Here is a 4,852-nt window from a genome sequence, read left to right as displayed (position 1 = left end):
TTCGGTTCGGAAACCATTCTCGGTCTTCCGGGACGCTTCATCGAAAGCGGCATTGCGGGCGTGATTGAAGAGCCCTTCGGGTCCGGCATGGCCCTGATTCTTGTGGGTACCTTCTTTGCGCAGAAGCTCTATAAGCAGAAGATTCTCACGCTCGGCGACTACTACCGCGACCGTTACGGCAGAAGCGTGGAGCTCCTGTGCTCTGTTGCCATTGTGATTTCGTACCTTGGCTGGGTTGGTGCTCAGGTAACCGCGCTTGGTCTCGTGATCAATCTGATCACTGAGGGAGCGGTATCCATGACGACCGGCATGGTGATCGGCGCCGGCATCGTGCTCGCCTACACGATGGTAGGCGGCATGTGGTCTGTTGCCGTGACGGATTTCGTCCAGATGATCATCATCGTGCTTGGTTTGGTAGCGATCCTTTGGTTCGCTTCCGATCTGGCTGGTGGCTTCGGCAATGTCATCGAATATGCCCGCGGCAAGGATCTCTTCCATGCCCTTCCTGAGCCGACGCCTTCCGGATGGCTCTTCTGGATTTCGGCTGCCATGACCATGATGATCGGCTCGATCCCTCAGCAGGACGTTTTCCAGCGCGTTATGTCGGCGAAGAATGTGCAGACGGCCGTCGCCGGTCCGATCATCGGCGGCTCCTTCTACATTCTCTTTGCCTTCGTGCCGATGTTCATCGTGGTTGCTGCTGTGCTGGTGATGCCGGAAGCGGCTCAGAAGATGCTTGCCGAGGATCCTCAGCAGCTCCTTCCGACGCTCGTGCGCGACTACATGCCGATGTGGCTGCGAGTGCTCTTCTTCGGCGCCGTGCTTTCGGCCGTTATGTCCACTGCATCGGCAACCATGCTGGCGCCGTCGACGATCTTCGTCGAAAACGTGCTCCGCCACTTTGCCCGAGTCGATGACCGCAACATGCTCTTTGCCATGCGCGCTACGGTAGCCTGCTTTGCCATCCTGGTGCTGATGTATTCGATCGCTCTTGAAGGCGCACCGATCTACGACATGGTGGCGATGGCCTATCAGTTCCCGGTTGTAGGCGCATTCTGGCCTCTTGTCTGCGGGCTCTACTGGAAGAAGGCGACTCGCCAGGGCTGCTATGTTTCGATTCTCTTTGGCAGCGCAGTCTGGGTCTTCCTCACCTGGACGTCTGCTGGAGAGGTTTTCCCGAACGTGTTGGGCGGCTTCATTGCCGCGGCCGCGGGCATGGTCGTCGGATCGCTCCTGCCGACTACCGACAACAAGCGATTTCTCGAAGAACGCCGCCGGAACATGATGAAGCGACCGGTGGATGCTGAAATCGGCAATGGCCGGCTCCCTGCCATTACGCCGGTAAGTGCAACGGCCTGATTGCAACGACATGAAAGCGGCTCCGCGAGGCGGGGCCGCTTCTTCTACAATTTTGTTCATCTTCCGGTCTGACGGCCGGCTTCTGTCGTTAAGTGGAAAAAGATGAACATAGTCATTCTTGCTGCAGGCATGGGAAAGCGCATGCATTCCCGGCTTCCGAAAGTGCTCCAGCCCATTGCCGGGCGTCCCATGATCGACCATGTACTTGATGCGACAGAAGGTCTGAGCGCATCCCCCCGGGTTGTCGTTGTGGGGCACGGTGCTGAAAACGTAATGGAGCATCTTGCGGACAGGTCCGATGTCGCTTTTGCCCTGCAGTCGCCGCAGCTCGGTACCGGGCATGCGCTTCGTCAGGCGCTTGGACAGCTGGATCGAAACGAGTCTAAAACGCTGGTATGTCTGGGCGACGTTCCGCTGCTCTCAAGAGAGACTCTGGCGGCGATTGCCAGTGAAGCTGAAAAGTCTGACCTGGTGCTTCTCACGGTTGAACTGGACAACCCGACAGGCTACGGCCGAATTCTCCGCAACACGATGGGATTCGTGCGCGCGATTGTCGAGGAAAAGGATGCTTCACCCGAGGAGCGCCTTGTCCGCGAAGTGAATACCGGAATCATGTGCCTGCCGACATCAAGGCTTGATGGCTGGCTCTCATCGCTCAAGGCTGCAAATGCGCAGGGCGAGTACTACCTCACGGACGTTATCGGTCTCGCAGCAGACGAAGGGTTAAGAATCACAACGGTTCATCCCGGGCACGTCTGGGAAGTCGAGGGAGTGAATTCCAAAGCGCAGCTTGCAAGTCTCGAGCGTGTCTGGCAGAAAGAGCAGGCCCGCCGCCTTCTTGATGCCGGCGTGACGCTGATTGACCCTGCCCGCATTGACATCCGCGGAATCCTGGAGTGCGGCAAGGATGTGGAAATCGACGTCAACTGCGTGTTCGAAGGGCATGTTCGTATAGCTGACGGCGTGCGCATCGGGGCAAACTGCGTTATCCGGGATGCCGAAATCGGTGAAGACACAGAGATTCTTCCCTTCTGTCACATTGAAGGCGCCCGCATCGGCATGAACGGCAGGATCGGGCCTTATTCAAGACTTCGTCCTGGTGCGGAACTCATTGGCGGCAACCATATCGGCAACTTCGTTGAAGTTAAGAAGTCAATGGTGGGGATCGGCACCAAGATCAATCACCTGACCTACATTGGTGATGCTGATATCGGCGCGCATGTCAATATCGGAGCCGGCACCATCACCTGCAATTACGACGGCGTGAATAAATTCCGCACGCGTATTGGAGACGACGCCTTTATCGGGTCGGGAACGGAACTTGTTGCTCCGGTGGAAGTGGGTGCAGGCGCCACGATTGGCGCAGGATCCACCATTACCAAAAAGGTCCCGGAGGGCAAGCTCACGGTTGCCCGGTCGAGGCAGGTCACAATTGAAGGCTGGCATCGTCCGGTCAAGAAATAAAGGAAAGGAACCATGTGTGGAATCGTCGCTGCTGCAAGCAGCCGCAATATTGTCCCGCTGCTTTTGGAAGGCCTTCGACGTCTTGAGTACCGCGGGTACGATTCCTGCGGCATTGCAACTGTCGGCCCTGACGGTCTACGGCGCTGCCGGTCGACGGAACGCGTTGCGCAGCTCGCGGAGGAAGCTAAGGAAGCCGGCCTCAACGCCGTCACCGGCATTGCGCATACGCGCTGGGCGACGCACGGTGCTCCTGCCGTGAGGAATGCTCATCCGCTTTTTTCGCACGATTTCATCGGTCTGGTGCATAACGGCATCATTGAGAACTACGAGTCCATTCGTGCGAGGCTTCAGGATCAGGGTTACGAATTCACGAGTCAGACCGATACGGAAGTGATCGCGCATCTGGTTTATTCCAACTATCAGGGCGATCTGCTGGCGGCGGTGAAAAAGTCTGTTCTGGAACTGCGCGGAAGCTATGCGCTCGCAATCATCTGCCGCGATGAGCCCCATAAGATTGTCCTCGCTCGTCAGGGCTCTCCGCTTGTTGTCGGCATCGGAGAGGACGAGATGCTTGGCGCTTCGGATGCGATGGCTATTGCCGGCGTTACCGATCGGATCATGTACCTGGCTGAAGGCGATGTCTGCGAAATTACGCCGCATAAGTGTCAGGTTTGGAGACGCACTGAATCGGGAGAATTTGTTCCGGTTGAGCGTGAAATTCGTGTGGTGCAGGCTTATTCGGGTGCCGTGGATCTTGGCCCCTACCGCCACTACATGCAGAAGGAGATTTTTGAGCAGCCCCGCGCCATTGCCGACACGCTTGAAGGCGTTGCAGGCATCACGCCCAGACTCTTTGGAGCAGATGCTGAAAAGGTGTTTTCCGGCGTCTCGAGACTTCTCTTTCTTGCCTGCGGCACTTCTTATTACGCAGCGCTGACGGCGAAATACTGGATTGAGGCACTGGCGGGCATCCATTGCGATGTTGAAATCGCAAGCGAATATCGTTACCGAATTTCCGTTCCGGATCCGGATGCGCTGGTGATCACGATTTCTCAATCCGGCGAAACTGCGGATACGATTGCAGCGCTGCGTCATGCCAGAGATGACCTTGGCATGAAGCGCACGCTCACGATCTGCAATGTTTCGACCTCCGCAATGGTTCGGGAAAGCCGCCTCGCGTATATCACGCGTGCCGGCGTTGAAATCGGCGTGGCCTCGACAAAAGCGTTCACAACGCAGCTCGCGGCAATTTATCTGCTCGCGCTCACGCTAGCGAAGATGAACGGACGCCTCACTGAAGAAGCGGAAGCAGAAGAACTCAAGCGCCTGCGTCACATTCCCTCAGCGCTTTCTTCAGTACTGGCTCTTGAGCCTCAGGTTATGGACTGGGCGGAGCGGTTTGCAGGCAAGGATCATGCGCTCTTCCTCGGGCGCGGCGTGCATTATCCGATTGCTCTCGAAGGGGCATTGAAGCTTAAGGAGATCAGCTACATTCACGCCGAAGCTTATCCGGCTGGCGAGCTCAAGCACGGGCCGCTTGCGCTTGTGGATGCCAATATGCCGGTGGTGACGGTTGCGCCTAACGACAGGCTGCTTGAAAAACTCAAGTCCAATATGGCTGAGGTGAGAGCCAGAGGCGGAGAGCTTTACGTATTCGCGGATGGCGACTCCAATATTGTTCCTGATGAGAGGATGCATGTCATCAGACTGCCGGAAAACTACGGCATGCTTTCTCCCATTCTTCATGTCGTTCCGCTGCAGCTGCTTGCTTATCATGCAGCGCTTGTGCGCGGTACCGATGTGGATAAGCCGCGCAATCTTGCGAAGAGCGTAACGGTGGAATAGCCTCCGTCTGAACGCAAAGAAAAAGCCGCGACATGTCGCGGCTTTTTCTTTGCGTCAGCTGAAAGCGAAATCAGCTTCCGGCAATAAACCTGAGTTTGGGAGTTTGAAAGCAGAAAAAAGGGCGCCCATCCCTGCAGCAGTAGGATAGCGCCCTTTTTTATTTTTTTACGCTATAGGCTTGCTT

General features: G+C 56.6%; 3 protein-coding genes. All 3 read left to right on the top strand.

Translation table 11 applies throughout. The annotated features are described in order from the left end of the window. Positions 1-1,359, top strand: a 1,359-nt coding sequence (locus GBM95_RS11070; protein WP_152159149.1) for a sodium:solute symporter family protein, incomplete at its 5' end; no start/stop codon positions are given. 102 nt (positions 1,360-1,461) lie between these two features. Then, on the top strand, positions 1,462-2,823 hold the full coding sequence (gene glmU, locus GBM95_RS11065; RefSeq protein ID WP_152159148.1) for a bifunctional UDP-N-acetylglucosamine diphosphorylase/glucosamine-1-phosphate N-acetyltransferase GlmU: 1,362 nt from the start codon (positions 1,462-1,464) through the stop codon (positions 2,821-2,823). A 12-nt stretch (positions 2,824-2,835) separates the two neighbouring features. Continuing rightward, complete coding sequence (glmS, locus tag GBM95_RS11060) at positions 2,836-4,668, top strand: glutamine--fructose-6-phosphate transaminase (isomerizing) (protein ID WP_152159147.1); 1,833 nt, start codon at positions 2,836-2,838, stop codon at positions 4,666-4,668. Positions 4,669-4,852 lie beyond the last annotated feature (184 nt).

The organism is Sutterella seckii (assembly GCF_009183815.1).
In the GTDB taxonomy this organism is placed as follows: domain Bacteria; phylum Pseudomonadota; class Gammaproteobacteria; order Burkholderiales; family Burkholderiaceae_F; genus Sutterella; species Sutterella seckii.
The sequence above is the reverse complement of the archived record's forward strand: the minus strand, read 5'-3'. Positions and strand labels throughout refer to the sequence as shown.

Excerpts from the sequence above, each read along its gene's own strand:
- glmU (WP_152159148.1), top strand. The coding sequence starts at position 1,462 with ATGAACATAGTCATTCTTGCTGCAGGCATGGGAAAGCGCATGCATTCC.
- glmS (WP_152159147.1), top strand. The coding sequence starts at position 2,836 with ATGTGTGGAATCGTCGCTGCTGCAAGCAGCCGCAATATTGTCCCGCTG.